This window comes from Arthrobacter sp. UNC362MFTsu5.1, from assembly GCF_000685965.1.
Lineage (GTDB): Bacteria > Actinomycetota > Actinomycetes > Actinomycetales > Micrococcaceae > Arthrobacter.
The window spans coordinates 11,805-32,672 of the sequence record NZ_JMLE01000014.1; the positions used below are offsets into that span (position 1 = coordinate 11,805).

Below are 20,868 nucleotides of genomic sequence, written 5' to 3' on the forward strand. Positions count from 1 at the left end.
CGGTGCTAGATCCGCCTGTGCTATATCCGCCGGTCGGCGGGGTGCTGGATCCTGAACCAGCGGTAGCCGTAGCGCTCCAGCTCCAGCTCGAAGCCGCCGTCGTCCGCCAGCGGAACGTTGTCGCCGTCGAGCAGGTCCAGCAGGGTGGCCCCCGCGAAGTTCTCCGCAGGATCTTCCGGGGACGAGACTTTTGCCGTGACGGACGCGGGCTGTGCTGCCATGTTGTGTGCCAGGACCAGTGTGGAACCGGCGCGGGTGCAGCTGTGCAGGAGCACGCCGGGATGGGGCTGCTTAATGAGTTCGAAGTCGCCCCAGGCCAGCTCCGGGCTTTCGCGGTAGCTTCGGATGAGCGCCGCGATGAAATTCCACAACGAGTCGGGGTCCCGCTTGGCGTGGGCAGCGTTGATGTTCTTCGGCCCGAAGTAGCCGTCAACCACCTGGGCCACCAGCTTGTCCGCCGGCGCCGTGGAGAATCCGCCGTTAGCCGTGTCATTCCATTGCATGGGGGAGCGCACCGCGGAGCGGCCCTTGGCACGCAGATCCTCACCCATCCCGATCTCCTCGCCGTAGAACAGGACCGGCGTTCCCGGGAGGGAAAACATCAGGGAATAGACCATGCGGATCCGGGCGGGATCGCCGTCGAGCATCGTCGGCAGGCGGCGCCGCAGCCCCCGGCCGTACATCTGCATGTCCGGGTCCGGCCCGAAGGCCGCGAAGACCTCGGCCCTTTCCTCGTCCGTGAGCTTGTCCAGCGTCAGCTCATCGTGGTTGCGGACGAACATGGCCCACTGGTTGTCAGGATGGATCGCCGGCCTGCCGGCGAGGCTCTTGGCCAGCGGGCGGGCGTCCTCCCTGGCCAGGGACAGGTACAGGTTTTGCATGCTCAGGAAGTCGAACTGCATGTTCAGCTCATTGCCGTCCGGGCCGCCGAAGTATTTCAGCTGGTCCTTATAGGGAAGGTTTACTTCGCCGAGGAGAACGGCACTCCCGTTCCGCCTGTTGACGAAGCTGCGAAGCGCCGCCAGGTAGTCGTGCGGATCGATCTTCGCCGCGTCCTCCTTGGACACGCCCTGCAGCTCCAGGAAGAACGGCACGGCATCCAGCCGGAAACCGTCCAGCCCCAGCTGCAGCCAGAAACCCATCGACTTGGCGATCTCGTCCCGGACCTTCGGGTTGGCGACGTTCAGGTCCGGCTGATGCTTGGCGAACATGTGCAGATACCACTCGCCGGTGGCCTTGTCCTGGGTCCAGATGGACGTTTCCTCGCCGGGAAACACCACCTGCTCCGATGTGTCCGGGGGAGTGTCCTTCCGCCACACGTAGTAGTCGCGGTAGGGGTTGTCCACGGACTTCCGGGATTCCCTGAACCAGGGGTGTTTGTCCGACGTGTGGTTGATGACAAAGTCCGCGATCACCCGCATTCCCCGGTCCTTGGCCGTCCGGACAAACTCCACCACATCGCCCATGGTGCCGAGGCGCGGGTCCACTCCGTACATGTCGGTGATGTCGTAACCGTCGTCCCGGTCCGGCGAGGGGTAGAACGGCATGAGCCAGATGCACGTGACCCCCAGGGCCGCCAGGTAGTCCACGCGCTGGATCAGGCCGCCGAAATCCCCGGTGCCGTCGCCGTCGTCGTCGAAAAAGGTTTCCGGGTCCAGGCAGTAGATCACGGCGTTCTTCCACCACAGATCGGACGTCTCCGCAATCCTCATGCCGTCACCTCCCGGATCGCACTGCCGGCCTGCAGCCGGGGCAGGACGTGTTCGCCGAACGCCTCGATGAAGGGTTTCTGCTCCTGGCCGACGAAGTGCAGGTAGAGCTCATCGAAGCCCAGGTCCGCATACTCCTGCAGCCATGTGGCGTGCTGGTCCAGGCTGGCGGAAATGTTGACCGCCTTCCGGACCTGGTCCTCGCCGACGTCGGTGCTGACGCCGTCAAAGTGGGCCGCGGTGGGCAGGTCCCAGGGTATGGGCGGGGCGAAAACGTTGGACCGCCACTGGTCCAGGGCAATCGAAACCGCATCCTCCTGCCGCGGCGCCCAGGACAGGTGGATCTGCAGCACGGCCTTCCCCCGGCCGCCGTTGTCCCGGTAGACGTCGAGCATCTCTTTCAGCTTCGCGTGCGGCTGGTTCACCGTGACCAGGCCGTCAGCCCAGGTGGCGGCGCGCCGGGCGGTCTGCACGCTGATCGCCGGCGCGATCAGCGGCGGCTTGGTCGCGGGGACGTCCCAGATGCGGGCCTGCTCCACCGTGACCAGGCCGTGGTGCGTCACCTCCTCGCCGTTGTGCAGGCGGCGGATGATGTCAACGCACTCCTCCAAGCGCTGCTGGCGTGTTTCCTTGGCCGGCCACGCATCGCCCGTAATGTGCTCGTTCATGTTCTCACCGCTTCCCGGTGCCATCCAGAACCGCCCGGGGAACATGTCCGCCAGGGTGGCCGAGGCGTGCGCGATGATGGCCGGGTGGTAGCGCTGGCCCGGTGCTGTGACCACGCCAAACCGGAGCGAGGTTGTGGCCAGTGCGGCGCCCAGCCAGGACCAGGCGAAGCCCGAATGGCCTTGCCGGGCGGACCAGGGCTCGATGTGGTCCGAGCACATTGCGGCACCGAAGCCCGCCCGCTCGGCAAGCTGGACGTCCTGGAGTAGCCGGCCCGGGCTGATCTGTTCATGCGACGCGTGAAAACCGATAGTTGCCATCGTTCATGTCTACCCGCGCGGCGGAGGTGTGTCGAGGAAAGCACCGGCGGAGCGGGCTCTTTCTGCATAGACTCTAGCCATACCGACCCGGGACAGCGGGACACCGGACAGCGACGACGCTGGAAAGGGAGTGGCGGGTGAAACTGGGCATTACGCGGGAGCGCCGCGAGGGCGAGCGACGGGTGGCCGCGACCCCGGAGACGGTCCAGCAATTGATTGGCCTCGGACTCGAGGTCCTGGTCGAATCCCGCGCGGGAACCGCGGCCGGCCACAGCGACGCGGAGTATGCCCGGGCCGGAGCGCGGATCGTCCCCGAACTGGATCCCGGATCCCTCGACATCCTCGCCCACGTGCGGCCGCTGGAAGCAACGACGGCGGCGGCATTGCGCCGCGGTGCCGTCACAGCCGGCCTGGCGTCGCCGTCGTCCGAATTACCCACGGTGCGGGCCCTGGCGGACGCCGGGGTGACATCCTTCGCGCTGGAACTGGTGCCGCGGATTTCCCGCGCCCAGTCGATGGATGCCCTGTCCTCCCAGGCCCTGGTGGCCGGCTACCGCTGCGTACTCGAGGCGGCCATCCGCCTGCCGCGCTTCTTCCCGCTCTTTATGACAGCCGCCGGAACCATCCCGCCGGCGCGCGTGCTGGTACTCGGCGTGGGTGTTGCGGGCCTGCAGGCCATCGGTACGGCAAAGCGGCTGGGCGCCCGGGTTTCGGCGAACGACATCCGGCCCGCGTCGGCGGACGAGGTCGCCTCGATGGGCGGCACCTTCATCAAACTTGATCTGGAAACAGCCGAAGCGTCCGGCGGCTACGCCCGCGAGCTCAGCGCGGACCGCGGTGCCCTGCAGCGCCAGCTTCTGGCACCGCATGTGGCCCAGGCGGACGTCCTGATTACGACGGCGGCCGTCCCCGGCCGGCGGGCACCGCTCCTGGTGAGCCGGGAGATGGTCCAGGGTATGCGGCCCGGCTCCGTGGTGGTGGACCTCGCCGCCGAATCCGGCGGCAACGTGGAAGGCTCGGTCCCCGGCCAGGAGATCCAGGTGGATACCGCCGACGGCCAGGGCACCGTGACCCTGGTGGGCCTCAAGGACGCCGCGTCGGCCATGCCGGCCGATGCCTCCCGGCTCTATGCCAAGAACGTGGCCAACCTCCTTGCCCTGGTGGTCCGCGACGGCGCGCTCACCCTGGACTTCGGCGACGAAGTCGTGGCCGGCACCTGCCTGACGCACGACGGCGAGGTCCGGCACGCGCCCACGGCGGAAGCCCTCGCTGCCGCGCACCAACAGCCCGACAACGAGGGGGTGGCCTGATGGACGGCATCAGCCTGCTCACGATCACCGTACTGGCGGTCTTCGTGGGCTTTGAGGTGGTCTCGAAAGTATCCAGCACGCTGCACACACCGCTGATGTCCGGCGCCAACGCGATCCACGGCATCATCCTGGTGGGCGCCATCATTGTGGCCGGTCAGGCGGCCGACCCGTGGGTACTGGCCGTGGCGCTGCTGGCCGTCGTCCTGGCCACCGCCAACCTGGTGGGCGGCTTCGTGGTGACGGACCGGATGCTGGAGATGTTCCGCGGCCGCAGGGACGGGAAGGGTCCGCGATGAGCATCCTGGACCCGGCCTGGACGGGACTCCTCTACCTGTTGGCGGCAGTGTTGTTCATCCTCGCCCTCATGGGCCTGAACTCACCGCGCACCGCGCGCCGCGGCAACCTCGTGGGTGCCGCGGGAGCCGTGCTGGGCGTGGCCACTGTGTTCCTCTCGGCGCGGCTGGACAACATTCCCTGGATCCTCGGCGCAATCGCCGTAGGCTCCGCGGTGGCCGCCCCCGTGGCCCGGCGCGTGAAGATGACCCAGATGCCCCAGCTCGTGGCCGCCTTCAACGGAGTGGGCGGCGGCGCCGCTGCCCTTGTGGCGCTCCTTGAACTGGCACACACGGAGGACGCCTGGGTCCGGCTGGCCATCTCCTTCACGTTGCTGGTGGGCGCGGTCTCCTTCGCCGGCTCCGCCGTTACCTTCGCCAAGCTGCAGGAGCTCATGACCACCAGGCCGGTGGTCTTCCCGGGCCTGCCTGTGATCATGGCGGCGGTGCTGCTGGCCGCGGCGGGTGCCGGGGCCGCCGTCGTCCTGACCGGTTCGCTGCCCCTGGCGCTGGCGCTGCTGGTGCTGGGACTCGCCGCGGGAATCTTCCTGGTGCTGCCCGTGGGCGGCGCGGACGTGCCGATCGTCATTTCGCTGCTGAACGCCTTCACCGGCCTGGCTGTCGCGGCCTCCGGCCTGGTGCTGGGCAATGTGCTGCTGCTCGTGGCAGGCACCCTGGTGGGCGCCTCCGGTACCATCCTGACCCGGGCCATGGCTGCCGCCATGGGCCGCAGCGTGGCGGGCATCCTCTTCGGGGCGTTCCGGGGAGGCTCGACGGCGGGATCCACCGCCGTCAGTGAGCGGCCGGTGCGCTCGTCCAGCGCGGAGGACGTCGCCGTGCTGCTGGGCTACGCGCAGCGCGTGATCATCGTTCCCGGCTACGGCCTGGCCGTAGCCCAGGGCCAGCACACCGCGGCGGAACTGGCCAAGGCCCTGCAGCTCCGCGGAATCCAGGTGGACTTTGCCATCCACCCCGTGGCCGGCCGCATGCCGGGGCACATGAACGTGCTCCTCGCGGAGGCCAACGTGCCGTATGAGGAACTGAAGGAAATGACCGAGATCAACTCGGAGTTCAAGACCGCCGACGTCGCCCTGGTGGTGGGCGCCAACGACGTGGTCAACCCGGCGGCGAAGACGTCCTCCGGCTCGCCCATCTACGGGATGCCAATCCTGGAAGTGGCCGACGCCCGGCAGGTGGTGTTCCTCAAACGTTCCATGCGGCCGGGCTTCGCCGGGATCGAGAACGAATTGCTCTACGAACCGCAGACCACCCTGCTGTTCGGCGACGCCAAGGATTCGCTGACCAAGGTACTTGGGGCGGTCAAGGCCCTGTAGCAGCCTGGCCGCACGACGGACACCGCCGAAGGGGTGGTGCGGCGCGTACCGGCGGGTAAGAATGGGCGTTATGCAATTGCCGGTGATGCCCCCGATCGCGCCCATGCTGGCCAAAGCCGTCAGCTCCCTGCCCGAAGTCCCGGATTCCGGCCCGAAATGGAGCTTCGAACCGAAGTGGGACGGCTTCCGGTCCATCATTTTCCGGGACGGCGACGAGGTGGAAATCGGCAGCCGCAACGGCAAACCCATGACCCGCTACTTCCCCGAACTGGTGGAGGCGCTGAAGGCGAACCTGCCGCCGCGCTGCGTGCTCGACGGCGAGATCGTCCTGGTGGGTGCCTCCGGTGACCGGCTCGACTTCGAAGCGCTCCAGCAGCGGATCCACCCCGCCGCCAGCCGGGTGAAGCTCCTGGCGGCGCAGACGCCGGCAAAGTTTGTGGCGTTCGACCTGCTGGCGCTTGACGACGAGGACCTCACCGGGCGGCCGTTCTCCGAGCGGCGGAGCATGCTGGAGAAGGCCCTTGCGGACAGTTCCGCGCCGGTCCACCTGACCGCCACCACGCGGGACAACGGCACGGCGCAGCAGTGGTTCCACCAGTTCGAGGGAGCCGGCCTGGACGGGATTGTGGCCAAGGCCCTCGACGGCAGCTACCAGCCTGACAAGCGTGTCATGCTGAAGGTCAAGCACGAACGCACCGCGGACTGCGTTCTGGCGGGGTACCGCGTGCACACCAGCGGCCCGGACCGGATCGGGTCCTTGCTGCTGGGGTTGTACAACGGCGACGGCGTCCTGGCGAGCGTGGGCGTGGTGGGCGCTTTCCCGATGCAGCGCCGCAAGGACCTGTTCGAGGAACTCCAGCCCCTGGTGACGGATTTCGACGGCCACCCCTGGGCCTGGGCCAAGCAGGAGGAAGGCAGCCGGACGCCGCGGAACGCCGAAGGCAGCCGGTGGAGCGCGGGCAAGGACCTGTCGTTCATCCCGCTCCGGCCCGAGCGGGTGCTGGAAGTGAAGTACGACCACATGGAAGGTGAACGGTTCCGCCACACCGCCCAGTTCGTCCGCTGGCGGCCGGACCGCGAGCCGGAATCCTGCACCTACGAGCAACTGGAAGAGCCCGTGAAGTACAACCTCGACGACGTGCTCGCCACCTGATCCGGCCGCAAACACCCGGACAAACTGCGGCGGCCCGCCCCCCAAAGGGGACGGGCCGCAGTCGTGACCTTCTTATGTGTGCATCCGGTCGGAAGATCAGGGAATCGCCGTGTCGGAACCATTGTGACTATCAATAGAGAGTCACGACGGCGGCTTCCGCGCTGCCGCTGCTACTTCAGGCCGAGCTCCCGGGTGGGAGTCTTGAAGGATTCCTTGGCCGTGAGGGCCGAGATTGCTGCGATGCCGCAGATGACGGCCGTGAAGATGCTGATCTGGACCCAGCCGCCGGGCTTGATGCCGCCCATTGCCGCCACGATCGCCGGGGCGAAGCCGGCCATCAGGAAGCCGAGCTGGGTGCCGATGGCCAGGCCGGAGAACCGGACCTTGGTGCTGAACATCTCGGCGTAGAAGGACGGCCAGACGGCGTTGGAGGCTGCGTAGCCGAAGGCGAAGAAACCGATGGCGGCCAGGAACATCAGCGGGACGCTGCCTGACTCGAGGCTCAGCAGGAAGACCGGAGTCAGGATCGCGCTGGCCACGGCGCCGTAAATGAACACCGGCTTGCGGCCGATCTTGTCCGCCAGCATGCCGAACAGCGGCTGGGTGCCGAGGGCCACGAAGTTGGCGCCGACCACAAGCCACAGGGTGGTGGTGCCGTCCACGCCGGCAACGGTCTTGGCGTAGCTGATGGCCAGGGTGCCGAAAACGGTGGACACGGCGGCGATGAAGGCGCAGGCCACAACCCGGAGGACGTCGCGCCAGTGGTGCTTCAGGAGGTCGGCAACCGGCAGCTTGGAGATGGCGGCGGACTTCTGTGCTTCGGCGAAAGCCGGCGGTTCGTGCAGGGTGCGGCGGATGAAGAAGGCCACGATGACCACCACGGCGCTGAGCCAGAACGGGATGCGCCAGCCGATGCCGTACTTGATCTCGTCCGGCAGGGCGAGCACGGGGATGAAGACCAGCGCGGCGAGGATCTGGCCGCCCTGGGTGCCGGTGAGGGTCCAGGACGTGAAGAAGGAGCGGCGGTTGTCCGGGGCGTGTTCCAGGGTCATGGAGGAGGCGCCGGCCTGCTCGCCGGCGGCGGAGAGGCCCTGGCACAGGCGGGCGAGCACCAGCAGGGCGGGAGCCCACCAGCCCACCGTGTTGAAGGCGGGGAGGCAGCCGATGAGGAAGGTGGAGGCTCCCATCAGCACGAGGGTGAACATAAGGACCTTCTGCCGGCCCACACGGTCACCGAAGTGGCCCAGGACGACGGCGCCGACCGGGCGTGCCACATAGGCGAAGCCGAAGGTGGCGAAGGACATGATGGCGGCATTGGCATCAGCACTGGGAAAAAACACGTGCGGGAAGATCAGCGCTGCGGCGGAACCGAAGATGAAGAAGTCGTAGTACTCGACGGCGCTTCCCAGGAAGCTGGCGAGGGCTGCCTTCTTCGGGGTCCCGGCCGGTGCAACGGTGCCCGGCGTCGTGGACGGGAGTGTCTGGCTCATGGTGTTCCTTTGTGTGACGACATTGTCGCGGATGGATCAGGATTTTCGCAGCTGCCGCCTGTCTCCAGCCCTCCGTCTCTGACGGAGGCATTCGTGGCGGCGGCCGGTGGTCCTTGTGAAGACCCGGACGAGTAGCCACATGGTGAGAGCTACTTGTGCGATACAGCAATGATGGCTGTGAGGGCTGTCACTTGTCAAGAAAAATAATCACCATCTAGAAATAGCTCTCACAATGTGGCAACATCGAGCTATGAGTGTGAACCAAAACACAGAGCCTGAGGGCGTAGTGGCTGCAGCCCCGGCCATGGCCAAAGAGGCGAACTCGTCCAGGGCCGCCAAGGATGACTCCCGCACGGACATGGTGGGCAAGGCCCTGGGCCTTCTCGTCCTGCTGGGCGATGAGCCGCGGGGAGCCAGTGCGGCGGAGCTGTCCCGCCGCGCGGAGCTCCCCTTCAGTACCACCTACCGCCTGCTGGGCTCGCTCACGCGGGACGGGTTTGTGGATTATGAGCCGGACGGCCGCCGCTACCACCTGGGCCTGCGCGTCTTCCAGTTGGGCCAGCGCGTCTCCAACCATCACGGATTTGCCGGCACGGCGCTGCCCATCCTCCGCCGGGTCACGGAGAAAACCGGGGAGGCCACCATCCTCTCCGTCCGCGACGGAAACCATCACCTGACGGTCAACAAAGTGGATGGACCGCAGACGTTCCGCGTGACGAGTGATCCGGGGCATCTTGGCGCTCTTCACACCACGTCGGTGGGCAAGGCCCTGGTGGCTTTTGCCGAGGACTCCGAGCGGAAGCGGCTGGTGGAGGAGCTGCCGCTTGACCCGCTGACGGAATTTTCCATTACGGACCGGGATGCCTTTCGCGCCGAGATAGACCAGGTCCGCCGGCGCGGCTACGCCGTCATGGACGAGGAGAACGAGCTGGGCATGCGTGCCGTGGCCGTCCCCGTCTTCAATGCCCAGGGTTACGCCTTTGCGTCCCTGGCCACGGCGGTGCCGGTCTTCCGTCTCAGCCTGGAGGACCTGGTGGCGCTCGTTCCCGCACTCCAGGAAGCCGCTTCCGAACTGGCCGCAAGGCTGCCGCAGCGATGAGGTGCGCCGCCCGCGGGGCCATGCGCCGTCGTCGTAATTTGTTCGTCATAAGAACATCGGTGCAATATGTGAACTTTTCCTGTACTGTAATCCCTACCACCCGGCACACCGCTGGCGCCCAGTGCGCCCCGGTCCGCCGGATGCCGTTGTCAAAGGAGCTAAACGGATGAGCAATCGAGCAGAGTCCTTTCTGGTGGGCCTCGTGGGTGATGGCGTCATGCCGTCCCTCACGCCCCACATGCACGAGCGCGAAGGCGATGTGCAGGGCCTGCGGTACCTCTACCGCCCCATCGACCTGCTGGAGCTGGGCCTGCCCGGTGAATCCGTGGGCGATCTCCTGCAAAGCGCGCACCGCCTCGGCTTCAACGGGCTGAACATCACGCATCCGTGCAAGCAGCTGGTCCTGGACCACCTCGACGAAGTGTCGCCGGACGCCCGCCGCCTCGGAGCCGTCAACACCGTGACCATCCGCGACGGCCGCTTCATCGGCCACAACACGGACTTCTCCGGCTTCGCGGCCGCCCTCGCCTCCGGCCTCCCGGACGCCAAGCTTGACCGTGTGGTCCAGCTGGGCGCGGGAGGCGCGGGATCCGCCGTCGCGTACGCCCTCCTCAGCGCCGGCGTCCGCCACCTTGACCTCGTGGATACGGACGCCGCCCGCTGCGCCGCGCGTGCCGCCGAACTGGCCGGGTTCTTCCCGGACAGCACCGTCACCGCACGCACGACGGCGGAGCTCCCGCAGCTGATGCCCCTCGCCGACGGTCTGGTGCACTGCACCCCCGTGGGCATGGCAGCTCACCCCGGCGTTCCGCTGGACCTGTCCCTGCTGGAATCACGGCACTGGGTGGCGGACATCGTCTACCGCCCGATCGAAACCGAGCTGGTCCGCGAGGCCCGGGCCAAGGGATGCGAAGTCCTGGACGGCGGACGCATGGCCGTGGGCCAGGCGGCAGACGCCTTCAGGATCTTCACCGGGCTGGAGCCGGACGCGGACCGCATGCGAGCCCACTTCCTGGAGCTCGTGGCCGCCGAAGAGGTTGCTGCCTGATGCGCACCGGAATCGCAACGGTGTGCCTGTCCGGCACGCTGAAGGAAAAAATGCAGGCCTGCGCCATCGCGGGATTCGACGGCATCGAAATCTTCGAGCAGGACCTCGTGACGTCCTCCTTGAGCCCGGAGGAGATCCGGAAGATGGCCGCAGACCTGGGCCTGACGCTGGACCTCTACCAGCCGTTCCGCGACTTCGACAGCGTTGCTGAAGACGTCCTCGCTGCCAACCTGCGCCGGGCGGAGGCCAAGTTCAAGCTGATGTCCCGCCTGGGCATGGACACCATCCTGGTCTGCTCCAACGTCGGCACGGCCACTGTCGACGACGATTCCCTGCGCGCCGAACAGCTCGCCCGGCTGGCCGGACTCGCCGGGGACCACGGCGTCAAAGTGGCCTACGAGGCGCTGGCCTGGGGAAAATACGTCAACGACTACGAGCACGCCCACCGCCTGGTGGAAACCGTGGACCACCCGAACCTGGGCACCTGCCTGGACTCCTTCCACATTCTTTCCCGCGACTGGGATACCGCGCCGATTGAAGCGTTCAGCGCGGACAAGATCTTCTTCGTGCAGGTGGCGGACGCCCCGAAGCTCTCCATGGACGTGCTGTCCTGGAGCCGGCACTACCGCGTCTTCCCGGGCGAGGGCCAGTTTGAGCTCGCCAAATTCATGGGCCACGTGGTCCGTGCCGGATACACCGGACCGGTGTCGCTGGAGGTGTTCAACGACGTCTTCCGCCAGTCCGACGTCGAACGCACCGCCGTGGACGCCATGCGGTCGCTGATCTGGCTGGAGGAGCAGAGCGCCAAGTGGCTGGACGCCAACGACGCCCGTACGGACAGTGCCGTTGTTGGTGGGCCTGGCGTCAGCGGAGCTGTTGGTGGGCCTGCGGCCCCCGGCCGCCGCCGCTATCCCATGGAACTGGCCACGCTCCCGCAGGTGGCCGAACCGGCAGGCTTCAACTTCGCCGAGGTCAAAGCTGCCGACCCTGCAGGCCTCGAGGAGGTGCTGGGCCAGCTGGGATTTGAATTCAACGGCAGACACCGCACCAAAGACGTGCAATTGTGGAGCATGGGCCACGCACGCGTGATCATCAACGAGCAGGATCCGTCCGGCGGGGCCGGCTCTAACTCTTCACCCGCGATTGCAGCCCTCGGCTTTGACGTCGATTCGCCCGTGATTGCCGCCGCCCGCGCCCAGCAGCTCAAGGCTCCCGCCGTGCCCCGCAAGAGCCAGGCCAACGAAGAAGTCTTCCAGGGCTTCGCCGCGCCGGACTCCACCGAAATCTTCCTCTGCCAGGGCAGCCCGGACGGCACCGCCGCCTGGATCAACGAATTCGGCGAGCCCCGCGAGTTCGGCGAAGGCCTGGAAATTCCGGCCGCCGGCGGACGCATGGCCGTGATTGACCACGTGAACCTCGCCCAGCCGTGGCAGCACTTTGACGAAGCCGTGCTCTTCTACACCAGCGCCCTGGCACTGGAACCGCAGCCGTTCGCGGAGGTGCCAAGCCCCAGCGGGCTGGTGCGCTCCCAGGTGATGCTGACGGCCGACCGCGCCGTGCGCCTGGTCCTGAACCTCGCACCCGTCATCCAGCAGGACGGTGCGGAGGCCGGAACTGCGCACCGGAAGACCTACCAGGAACACATCGCCTTCGCCGTGGACGACCTCGTGGAAACCGCACGCTCAGCGCGGGCCCGGGGCCTGGACTTCCTGCAGATCCCGGCCAACTACTACGAGGACCTGGACGCCCGGTTCGACCTCGATCCCGCGTTCCTGGCCACGCTGCGGGAGCTGAACCTCCTGTACGACCGTGATGCCGACGGCGAGTTCCTGCACTTCTACACCGCCACCGTGGGCAGCGTGTTCTTCGAAGTGGTGGAACGCCGCGGCGGCTACGACGGCTACGGCGCGCCCAACGCGCCGGTGCGGCACGCCGTCCAGTACGACTACCTGCACCAGCAGGGCCGGACCACCTGAACTGACCAACCATCTCCAACCATCAATATCTGAAAGGAGGCTGCTGTGCCTGAAGACATCAACCTTGAGATTTTCAACGCCGACCCGATTACCGAAGACGTGTCGGACGCGGCGCGCCAGGCCGGAACCGAAGCCGCACCGAAGACCTCCGCGCCGCTTGATGCCGCTGCGGAATCGCAGGCGGACCTCAGCGCCGAGATGAAGTCGATCGGCGAGGCCTACGCGGCGGCGCTCAAGAACGGCGCCAAGCCGGAGATCCAGCCCAGGCTGGACTACGCACCTTACCGCAGCAGCGTCCTGCGCCACCCGACCAAGGACCTGCACCACGCGGATCCGGAGACCATCGAGCTGTACTCGCCGGCCTTCGGACACATGGACGTGCACGCGCTGGAAGCGGACCTGACCATCCAGCACAACGGTGAACCCCTGGGCGAACGCATCCTGGTGTCCGGCCGTGTGCTCGACGGTGACGGCCGTCCCGTGGCGGGCCAGCTCGTGGAGATCTGGCAGGCCAACTCCGCCGGCCGCTACATCCACAAGCGGGACCAGCACCCCGCCCCGCTCGACCCCAACTTCACCGGCGTGGGCCGCTGCATCACCGGGGCCGACGGCTCCTACAGCTTCACCACCATCAAGCCCGGCGCGTACCCGTGGAAGAACCACCTCAACGCCTGGCGGCCTGCGCACATCCACTTCTCGCTGTTCGGGCAGGAGTTCACCCAGCGCATCGTCACCCAGATGTACTTCCCCGGTGACCAGCTCTTCCCGCTGGACCCGATCTACCAGTCCATCGTGGACCAGGATGCCCGGGACCGCCTGGTGGCCACCTACGACCACGACCTCACCAAGCCCGAGTGGGCCATCGGCTACAAGTGGGACATCGTCCTGACGGGCTCCAAGCGGACCTGGACCGAAAACGAAGCCTTCGGCACAGATGGCGAAGAGGAATAGTCGGATGAATAACACCACGAAGCTGACCCCAACCCCCGGCCAGACCGTTGGCCCCTTCTACGGCTACGCCCTCCCGTACGAGAAGGACCGTGAACTGCTGGCTCCGGGTTCACCGGGCTCCATCCGCCTGCAGGGCACCGTGTACGACGGCGCCGGACACCCCATCCCGGACGCGATCCTGGAAATCTGGCAGCCGGATTCCGAGGGCAAGGTGGTGCACCGCACCGGCTCACTGGTCCGCGACGGATACACGTTCACCGGCTTCGGGCGGAGCGCGGTGGGCAACACCGGCGTGTACACCTTCACCACGGTTAATCCCGGCCCCACCGAGCCCGTCCCCGGAAAACCAGCGGCGGCTCCGTTCATTTCGGTGGCAGTGTTTGCCCGCGGCCTGATGAACAGGCTCTTCACCCGTGTGTACCTGCCGGAGAACGAGGAAGCACTGGCAGCTGATCCGCTGCTCTCCTCCCTGGACCCCGAACGCCGCAGCACGCTGATTGCGCGCCGCGACGCCGACGGTGGACTCACCTGGGACATCCGGCTGCAGGGTGAGGGCGAGACCGTTTTCCTCGACTTCGAGGGCGCCTCCCAGTGACTGCTTCCCACCTGTCCGACGGCGACGTCGGGCTCCTCAGTCCCGTGTCGGCGTCGCCTTCGGTGGCGGCGCTGACGGGGGACCGGGCTGTCCTGGCGGCGATTCTCGCCGTCGAGGCCGGCTGGGCATCGGTGCTGGAGAAGGCCGGCCTCGCGCCGGCCGGCTCCGCCGCCGTCGTGGCTTCCGCGGCGGACGTGGACCGCTATGACGTGGCGGGCATCGCTGTCCGCGCACAGGGCGGCGCCAACCCGGTCATCCCGCTGCTCACCGACCTCCGTGCCGAGGTCAAGGCACTGGATACGGATGGCGTGGACGCTGCCGGCCCGGGTGGCAGTGTTGGTGCCCTGCGCGCGGTTCACACCTCGCTGACCAGCCAGGACGTGCTGGATTCGGCGCTGATGCTGCTGGCAAAGAACGCCGTTGCCGCGCTCGTGACGGACCTTCGCGGAATCACGACGGCGCTGGCGGACATGGCGGAGCAGCATGCGGAGACGCTGTGCGTCGGCAGGAGCCTGACGCAGCACTCGCTGCCGTTTACGTACGGGCTGAAGGCGGCGCAATGGTTCCACGGCCTGGCCGCTGCGGCCCGGCGCCTCGAGGCCGTGGAGCTGCCGCTGCAGACCGGCGGCGCCGCGGGCACGCTGGCGGCCGGAACAGTGCTCACCAAGGACTCGGTGGAGACGCCCTTCGACCTGGCGGGCAACCTCGCCGCGCACCTTGGCCTGGCGGCAGCGCCCGGGCCGTGGCACACCAACCGGCTGGCCGTCACGTCGCTGGGCGATGCCCTGGCCGGCGTCACCGATGCCCTGGGCAAGATGGCCTCCGACGTGCTGTTCCTCAGCCGGCCGGAAGTGGGCGAGCTCGCCGAACCCCGGGCTGCCGGCCGCGGAGTGTCCTCGGCGATGCCGCAGAAGCAGAACCCGGTGTTGTCCGTGCTGGTCCGCAGCGCGGCACTACAGGCCCCGAACCTGGCCGCACAGCTGCACCTGGCAGCGGCCAACTTCAACGACGAGCGTCCCGACGGCGCCTGGCACAGTGAATGGCCGGCCTTCCGCCAGCTGCTCCGCCTGGCACTCGGCGCGGCCGGGCAGCTGCGCGAGCTCGCCGAAGGCGTCCAGGTCTTCCCGGATGCCATGCGCCGCAACCTGGAGCTGTCCGGGCCACTGCTGCTCAGCGAAGGAGTGTCCGCCGCCGTGGCGCCGCTGCTTGACGAGCGGGACGGCAGGAACGGCAAGCAGCAGCTCCAGGAGGTGGTGGACCGGACGCTCCAGGCTCCGCCCGCAGAACAGCCCGGAACGTACCGCCGCCTGCTGCGCGAGACCGTACCCGCCAGCGCGGTGTCCGATGACCGGCTGGAAGAACTCCTGGATCCTGCCAGCTACCTGGGGCAGGCCGCCGAAATTTCCCGCCGCATCCTGGCCGCCTACCCCGACTTTGCGCGCACCCCTATCCAAGAAGACCTGAACGGAGACTCCCGTGGCTAGACCCACAGTCAAGGCAGTATTGCTCTCCCCGCAGCGACCGCTGGGGGACAAGCCCCTCGTGGTGGTGGGGCCGTCGCTGGGGACGTCCTCAGTGCTGTGGACGCAGGCCGGCGCCCTGCTCGGGACCGACTTCGACGTCGTCGCCTGGGACCTGCCCGGCCACGGCGTCTCACCGGCCGCGACGGAAACGTTCGACGTCGCCGAACTGGCTGACGCCGTCGTCGACCTTGTCGACTCAATCGCCCCGGGCGAGAGGTTCCACTACGCGGGCGTGTCCCTCGGCGGGGCCACCGGACTGCAGCTGGGCATCAAGCACGGCGAACGCCTCAAGAGCCTCTCCGTGCAGTGCAGCGGCGCCAAGATCGGCACGCCCGAAGGCTGGCTGGAACGCGCCGAGACCGTCCGCGCCCAGGGCACCGCAGTGATGATCCAGGGTTCGGCGCAGCGCTGGTTCGCCGCCGGTTTCATGGACCGTGAGCCCGAGGTCAGCAGCCGCCTGCTGCACTCCCTGCGCGACGCCGACCGCTTCAGCTACGCCTTCTGCTGCGAAGCCCTGGCCGGATTCGACGTCCGCGCTGAGCTGGGCAGCATCCGGGTTCCCACCCAGGCCGTGGCGGGCGCGGAGGACTCCGTGGTGCCGCCGCCGTTCGCCAAGGAAATCGCGGACGGCATCACCGCCGGCGGCGGGACCGCAAACGCGGTGACGCTCGAGGGCGTGGCACACCTGGCTCCGGCCGAGGCGCCCGCCCACGTTGCCGAGTTGCTGAAGAGCCTGATTACCTGGAGCGAAACCAGCGGAGCAGCCAAGTGAGCGGCGCGGAAGTGTCAGGCACAGGCACAGGCACAGGCACCGGTACTGGCGCAGGCACAGAGCGGCACGGCGTGGTCCAGCCGGACGCCACCAGCCAGGAAATTTACGACGGCGGCATGGTGGTCCGCCGCGAGGTGCTGGGTGCCGCGCACGTGGACCGCGCGAACGCCAACAAGGACGCCTTCACCGAGGACTTCCAGGACATGATCACCCGCATCGCCTGGGGCGGCATCTGGACCCGTCCAGGCCTGACCCGGCAGATGCGCTCCGCGGTCACCCTCACCGCGATGGTGGCGCACGGGCACTGGGAAGAACTGGCCATGCACGTCCGCGCAGCCATCACCAACGGCCTCAGCAGGGACGAGATCAAGGAAATCCTGCTCCAGACCGCCATTTACTGCGGAGTCCCCTCCGCGAACACCGCCTTCAAGACCGCGCAACAGGTTTTTAAAGAAATGGATGCAACCTCATGAACCAGGCTTTTGTGTACGATGCCGTGCGCACCCCGTTTGGGAAGTTCGGCTCCGGCCTTGCCGGTGTCCGGCCGGATGATCTTGCCGCGCATGTGATCGGTGAGATTGTGAAGCGGGCTCCGAAGCTCGATGTTGAGCGGATCGACGAGGTGGTGTTCGGGAACGCGAACGGCGCCGGCGAGGAGAACCGGAACGTGGCCCGGATGGGCACCTTGCTGGCCGGGTTGCCGGTGTCGATCCCGGGCACCACGGTCAACCGGCTCTGCGGTTCCTCGCTGGACGCGGCGATCATCGCTTCCCGCCAGGTCAACGCCGGGGACGCGGAGTTGATGCTGATCGGCGGCGCGGAGTCGATGTCCCGGGCCCCGTGGGTGCTGCCCAAGACGGAGAAGCCCTACCCGGCAGGGGACCTGAACCTGGCCTCGACCACGCTGGGCTGGCGCCTGGTGAACAAGGCGATGCCGAAGGACTGGACCATCTCCCTGGGCGAAGCCACCGAGCGTTTGGCCGAGAAGTACGGGGTGAGCCGTCAGCAGCAGGACGAGTTCGCGGCCAACTCCCACAACCTCTCCGCCGCGGCCTGGGATGAGGGGTTCTACGACAACCTCGTGGCGCCGGTGCCGGGCACGGACCTGGTCCGGGACGAGGGGATCCGGGCCGGGTCCTCGGCGGAGAAGCTCGCCGGGCTCAAGACCGTGTTCCGGGCCGAGAACGGCACCGTGACCGCCGGGAATGCGTCCCCGCTCTCGGACGGGGCGTCCGCGGCCTGGATCGGGAGTGAGAACGCGGCCGGGATCCTCGGGATGGCGCCGCTGGCCCGGATCGCCGGGCGCGGCGCGCACGCGAACGATCCGCAGTACTTCGGCTACGCCCCGGTGGAGGCGGCGAACAAGGCCCTCGCGAAGGCGGGCATCAGCTGGGAGCAGGTGGGCGCCGTCGAACTGAACGAAGCGTTCGCCGCGCAGTCCCTGGCCTGCATCAACGCCTGGGGCATCGACCACTCGATTGTGAACCGGCACGGCGGCGCGATCGCGATGGGCCACCCGCTGGGTGCCTCCGGCGGCCGGATCCTGGGCACCCTGGCCCGGTCCCTGCAGGCCTCCGGTGAACGCTGGGGCGTCGCCGCGATCTGCATCGGCGTCGGCCAAGGCCTCGCCGTCGTCCTCGAAAACGTAACTTCCGGAGTTAAGGGCTAACCATGCTGAATTTCATTGACACCGTCGGCGAGGCAGTCGCCGGCATCAAGGACGGTTCCACCGTGATGATCGGCGGCTTTGGCAACGCCGGCCAGCCGTTCGAACTGATCGACGCGCTGCTGGACAGCGGCGCCACGGACCTGACCGTGGTGAACAACAACGCCGGCCAGGGCGACCAGGGCCTGGCCCTGCTCATCAAGGAAGGCCGGGTGAAGAAGATGATCTGCTCCTTCCCTCGACAGTCCGACTCCTGGCACTTCGACGCCAAATACAAGGCCGGCGAGATCGAACTCGAACTGGTCCCGCAGGGCAACCTGGCCGAGCGCATCCGGGCAGCCGGCGCAGGAATCGGCGGCTTCTTCACCCCCACCGGCTACGGCACCATGCTGGCCGAGGGCAAGGAAACCCGCATCCTGGACGGCCGCGGCCAGGTCTTCGAGACCCCCATCCACGCCGACGTCGCCCTGATCAAGGCGCTCAAGGCCGACGGCGTCGGGAACCTCGTATACCGCAAGACGGCACGCAACTTCGGCCCGATCATGGCCGCTGCGGCCAAGCACACCATCGTCCAGGTCTCCGAGATCGTCCCGACCGGCGGACTCGACCCGGAAAACGTCGTGACCCCCGGCATCTACGTCAACAGCATTGTCCGTGTTAGTAATTCAGTGAAGGTGGCCTGAGATGAGCATCCAGACAGCATCCATCCAGACATCCGACGCGCCCCTGGGCCGCGACGACCTTGCCCGCCTGGTGGCCCGCGACATCAAGCCCGGTTCGTTCGTGAACCTGGGCATCGGCCAGCCCACCCTGGTGTCCAACTACCTCGAACCGGAGCAGAACATCACGCTCCACACCGAGAACGGCATGCTCGGTATGGGCCCGGTGGCTGAAGGGGACCAGATCGACGGCGACCTCATCAACGCCGGGAAGATCCCCGTCACCGAACTGCCGGGGGCGTCCTACTTCCACCACGCCGACTCCTTCGCGATCATGCGCGGCGGGCACCTGGACATCTGCGTCCTCGGCGCGTTCCAGGTCTCCGCCACCGGAGACCTCGCCAACTGGCACACCGGCGCACCGGACGCCATCCCCGCCGTGGGCGGCGCGATGGACCTGGCCACCGGCGCCAAGGACGTCTTTGTGATGATGACGCTCCTGACCCGCGACGGCGCGTCCAAGATCGTGGAGGCCTGCACCTACCCGCTCACCGGCGTGGGCTGCGTGACCCGCGTGTACACGGACAAGGCCGTCTTCCTGACCGGTCCGGACGGCGTTCAGGTCCGCGAGACGTTCGGCTGCACCCTTGAGGAACTCCAGGCCCTGGTGCCCGTCCCCCTCACAGCAGCCCCCGCCGTCGAACGCTAACCGCGCCCAGCGCGAACGGACACCTAAGGCCCAAACCCCGGCGCGAACTGGCAGCAGATGCCCTCAAATCCCCGATCTGAGGGCATTATCTGCCCGTTCGCGCTCAAGGGCGGGGCCGGAACTGCCCGTTCGCGCTCAAGGGCTGTGGGGGACCGGCGCCGCGCAGGCTAATAGGATTGGTAACCATGACCGACGCAGCAGCAGAGACCGCGCCCAGGCCTTCATCTGCGCCCCAGGCCAGTGACCAGTACGTGCAGTCCCTCGCCCGCGGGCTGGCCGTGATCCGCGCCTTCGATACCGACCACCCGGTGATGACCCTCACCGAAGTCGCCGCCCGGACCGACCTGACCCGCGCCACCGCCCGCCGCTTCCTGCACACGCTCGTGGAGCTGGGCTACGTCCGCACGGACGGGAAGACCTTTGCCCTCACGGCGCAGGTGCTGCAGCTCGGCTACGCCTACCTGTCCGGCCTGTCGCTGCCGCAGCTCGCGCAGCCGCACCTCGAGGAACTGTCGCTGCGGCTGGGAGAGTCGACGTCGGCCGCTGTGCTGGACGGGAAGGACATCGCCTACATCGCGCGGGTCACCACCCGCCGGATCATGAACATCGGCATCACCGTGGGGACCCGCTTCCCGGCCTACGCCACGTCCATGGGCCGGGTGCTGCTCGCCGCGCTCCCCCCGGCGGCACTGGAGAAGTACCTTGCCGAGGCCGAGATCAAGCCGCTGACTCCCCGCGCCATCGGCACCAAAAAAGACCTCGTGGCAGCGCTGGACACGGTCCGCGCGCAGGGCTGGTGCCTGCTGGACCAGGAACTCGAACTTGGCCTGATGTCCATCGCGGCCCCGGTCTACCACGGCCCCACCAAGGTGGTGGCAGCCATCAACGTGTCGCTCCAGGCCCAGTCGGTGGCCACCAAACCGGACCCCAAGGCCTACCTGGAAATGGTGCAAAAGGAAACGGTGGAGACGGCCCGGCTGATATCCGCGGACCTCTCAGCCAAGCACTAGCAGGCTCACTTGGCGGGCGCTTTACTGCTGGTGCCCGACCTGCTGCTGGTGCCCGGGCAGGGTGACCGGTTCCACGGGCGGCCACCATTTGGTGGGCGGGCCGATGACAAACCGGCGCCCGCTCAGTTCACTGGGCGTGATGCGGACCAGGATGTCCTTGGCACCCTCCTGCCACGGCGACGGCGTCTCGGCGGGGGCGTCCTCACCGGGCTGCACGGCCTCGGCGACTCCCTTGACCACAACGCTCCACGCAATGGTCCCGTAGATGTTCAGCCCGTCCGCTTCAAGAACCACCGGCTCTCCGGCGAGGACGGCGTCCAGCTTGGTTCCGTGACCTGTCCGGAAAAGCACCGTACCTTCGTCCGGCAGGTAGTTGACCGGAAAGATCTCCGGCTTCGCATCGCTGATGACCGCCAGCCTTCCCACGGACGCGGAACGAAGGTGCTGCCAGCATTCATGAACGGTGAGATCTTTTGTTTCCGGCCCCGGCCCAGACGTGTTCATGCTGCTGAGCCTAGGTGCCCGGTCCGCGTTGCGGCAGGGTAG

The 20,868-nt window shown here is 67.6% G+C and carries 20 protein-coding genes; 16 read left to right on the top strand and 4 right to left on the bottom strand.

Annotated elements, in window-relative coordinates:
• Positions 1-20 precede the first annotated feature (20 nt).
• A complete protein-coding gene (locus BS38_RS0114130; protein WP_028271407.1) occupies positions 21-1,712 on the bottom strand; it encodes an alpha-amylase family protein in 1,692 nt (563 codons plus the stop codon).
• Positions 1,709-2,695, bottom strand: coding sequence for a TIGR03885 family FMN-dependent LLM class oxidoreductase (locus BS38_RS0114135; protein WP_028271408.1), 987 nt, complete (start codon positions 2,693-2,695; stop codon positions 1,709-1,711). The genes BS38_RS0114130 and BS38_RS0114135 overlap by 4 nt, the downstream gene beginning before the upstream one ends.
• A 137-nt stretch (positions 2,696-2,832) precedes the next feature.
• Here BS38_RS0114135 and BS38_RS25170 point away from each other — a divergent pair, with 137 nt between their 5' ends.
• From BS38_RS25170 to BS38_RS0114155, 4 genes are all read left to right on the top strand, one after another.
• The gene (locus tag BS38_RS25170; protein WP_051628916.1) at positions 2,833-4,005 is read left to right on the top strand and encodes a Re/Si-specific NAD(P)(+) transhydrogenase subunit alpha; all 1,173 of its coding nucleotides are present in this window, start codon (positions 2,833-2,835) and stop codon (positions 4,003-4,005) included.
• A complete protein-coding gene (locus BS38_RS0114145; protein WP_028271409.1) occupies positions 4,005-4,301 on the top strand; it encodes an NAD(P) transhydrogenase subunit alpha in 297 nt (98 codons plus the stop codon). The genes BS38_RS25170 and BS38_RS0114145 overlap by 1 nt, the downstream gene beginning before the upstream one ends.
• Positions 4,298-5,671, top strand: a complete 1,374-nt coding sequence (locus BS38_RS0114150) for an NAD(P)(+) transhydrogenase (Re/Si-specific) subunit beta (protein ID WP_028271410.1) — start codon at positions 4,298-4,300, stop codon at positions 5,669-5,671. Before BS38_RS0114145 ends, BS38_RS0114150 begins: the two co-directional genes overlap by 4 nt.
• Positions 5,672-5,741: 70 nt before the next feature.
• Entirely contained in the window at positions 5,742-6,824 is a 1,083-nt protein-coding gene (locus BS38_RS0114155; RefSeq protein WP_028271411.1) for an ATP-dependent DNA ligase, read from the top strand.
• A gap of 170 nt (positions 6,825-6,994) precedes the next feature.
• On the opposite strand, the gene BS38_RS0114160 is transcribed toward BS38_RS0114155, so the two are convergent.
• Positions 6,995-8,314, bottom strand: coding sequence for an MFS transporter (locus BS38_RS0114160; RefSeq protein WP_028271412.1), 1,320 nt, complete (start codon positions 8,312-8,314; stop codon positions 6,995-6,997).
• 304 nt (positions 8,315-8,618) lie between these two features.
• Here BS38_RS0114160 and BS38_RS0114165 point away from each other — a divergent pair, with 304 nt between their 5' ends.
• From BS38_RS0114165 to BS38_RS0114220, 12 genes are all read left to right on the top strand, one after another.
• Positions 8,619-9,413 (top strand): IclR family transcriptional regulator, encoded by a 795-nt coding sequence (locus BS38_RS0114165; protein WP_043438754.1) that lies wholly within the window; start codon positions 8,619-8,621, stop codon positions 9,411-9,413.
• 166 nt (positions 9,414-9,579) lie between these two features.
• Entirely contained in the window at positions 9,580-10,461 is an 882-nt protein-coding gene (locus tag BS38_RS0114170; protein ID WP_028271414.1) for a shikimate dehydrogenase, read from the top strand.
• Entirely contained in the window at positions 10,461-12,437 is a 1,977-nt protein-coding gene (locus BS38_RS0114175) for a bifunctional sugar phosphate isomerase/epimerase/4-hydroxyphenylpyruvate dioxygenase family protein (RefSeq protein ID WP_028271415.1), read from the top strand. The genes BS38_RS0114170 and BS38_RS0114175 overlap by 1 nt, the downstream gene beginning before the upstream one ends.
• 45 nt (positions 12,438-12,482) lie before the next feature.
• Positions 12,483-13,388 carry a protocatechuate 3,4-dioxygenase subunit beta gene (gene pcaH / locus BS38_RS0114180; RefSeq protein WP_028271416.1) on the top strand — a complete coding sequence of 302 codons (906 nt, stop codon included), beginning with the start codon at positions 12,483-12,485 and terminating at the stop codon, positions 13,386-13,388.
• Between the two features lie 4 nt (positions 13,389-13,392).
• On the top strand, positions 13,393-13,983 hold the full coding sequence (gene pcaG, locus BS38_RS0114185; protein WP_028271417.1) for a protocatechuate 3,4-dioxygenase subunit alpha: 591 nt from the start codon (positions 13,393-13,395) through the stop codon (positions 13,981-13,983).
• A complete protein-coding gene (locus BS38_RS0114190) occupies positions 13,980-15,467 on the top strand; it encodes a lyase family protein (protein ID WP_028271418.1) in 1,488 nt (495 codons plus the stop codon). The genes pcaG and BS38_RS0114190 overlap by 4 nt, the downstream gene beginning before the upstream one ends.
• A complete protein-coding gene (locus BS38_RS0114195; protein WP_028271419.1) occupies positions 15,460-16,278 on the top strand; it encodes an alpha/beta fold hydrolase in 819 nt (272 codons plus the stop codon). Before BS38_RS0114190 ends, BS38_RS0114195 begins: the two co-directional genes overlap by 8 nt.
• A complete protein-coding gene (gene pcaC, locus BS38_RS0114200; RefSeq protein WP_442853346.1) occupies positions 16,275-16,751 on the top strand; it encodes a 4-carboxymuconolactone decarboxylase in 477 nt (158 codons plus the stop codon). Before BS38_RS0114195 ends, pcaC begins: the two co-directional genes overlap by 4 nt.
• Complete coding sequence (locus tag BS38_RS0114205; protein WP_028271421.1) at positions 16,748-17,947, top strand: thiolase family protein; 1,200 nt, start codon at positions 16,748-16,750, stop codon at positions 17,945-17,947. Before pcaC ends, BS38_RS0114205 begins: the two co-directional genes overlap by 4 nt.
• Positions 17,948-17,949: 2 nt before the next feature.
• Positions 17,950-18,627: a 3-oxoacid CoA-transferase subunit A gene (locus tag BS38_RS0114210; RefSeq protein WP_028271422.1), complete on the top strand. Its 678-nt coding sequence runs from the start codon at positions 17,950-17,952 to the stop codon at positions 18,625-18,627.
• 1 nt (position 18,628) lies between these two features.
• Positions 18,629-19,312, top strand: coding sequence for a 3-oxoacid CoA-transferase subunit B (locus BS38_RS0114215; RefSeq protein WP_028271423.1), 684 nt, complete (start codon positions 18,629-18,631; stop codon positions 19,310-19,312).
• Between the two features lie 185 nt (positions 19,313-19,497).
• On the top strand, positions 19,498-20,322 hold the full coding sequence (locus BS38_RS0114220) for an IclR family transcriptional regulator domain-containing protein (RefSeq protein WP_028271424.1): 825 nt from the start codon (positions 19,498-19,500) through the stop codon (positions 20,320-20,322).
• Positions 20,323-20,343: 21 nt separating this feature from the next.
• On the opposite strand, the gene BS38_RS0114225 is transcribed toward BS38_RS0114220, so the two are convergent.
• Positions 20,344-20,826, bottom strand: a complete 483-nt coding sequence (locus tag BS38_RS0114225; RefSeq protein ID WP_028271425.1) for a pyridoxamine 5'-phosphate oxidase family protein — start codon at positions 20,824-20,826, stop codon at positions 20,344-20,346.
• Positions 20,827-20,868: the final 42 nt, after the last annotated feature.